This is a genomic window from Streptomyces sp. SID5464 (assembly GCF_009862985.1).
In the GTDB taxonomy this organism is placed as follows: Bacteria; Actinomycetota; Actinomycetes; order Streptomycetales; family Streptomycetaceae; genus Streptomyces; species Streptomyces chartreusis_D.
On the sequence record NZ_WWIQ01000084.1, the window covers coordinates 708 to 945 of the forward strand.

General features: G+C 68.9%; 1 protein-coding gene. It reads left to right on the forward strand.

What is annotated here, in order from left to right; all coding sequences use genetic code 11:
• The coding region (locus tag GTY47_RS40020) for a beta-ketoacyl synthase N-terminal-like domain-containing protein (protein WP_158688497.1) at nt 1-238 on the forward strand (238 nt) is incomplete at both ends.

Below are 238 nucleotides of genomic sequence, written 5' to 3' on the forward strand. Positions count from 1 at the left end.
TTGGCGATGGATCCGCAGCAGCGGTTGCTGCTGGAGGTGTCGTGGGAGGCGCTGGAGCGGGCCGGGCTCAAGGCGGAGCAACTGCGGGGCAGCAGCACGGGCGTGTTCATCGGCGGCGCCACGTCCGCGTACATCTCTGATCTCAACCGCGTCCCGGACAGCGTCGAGGGCTACTCGCTCACCGGCAACACGCTGAGCGTGCTCTCGGGGCGCGTCTCGTACTTCCTCGGCCTGGAGG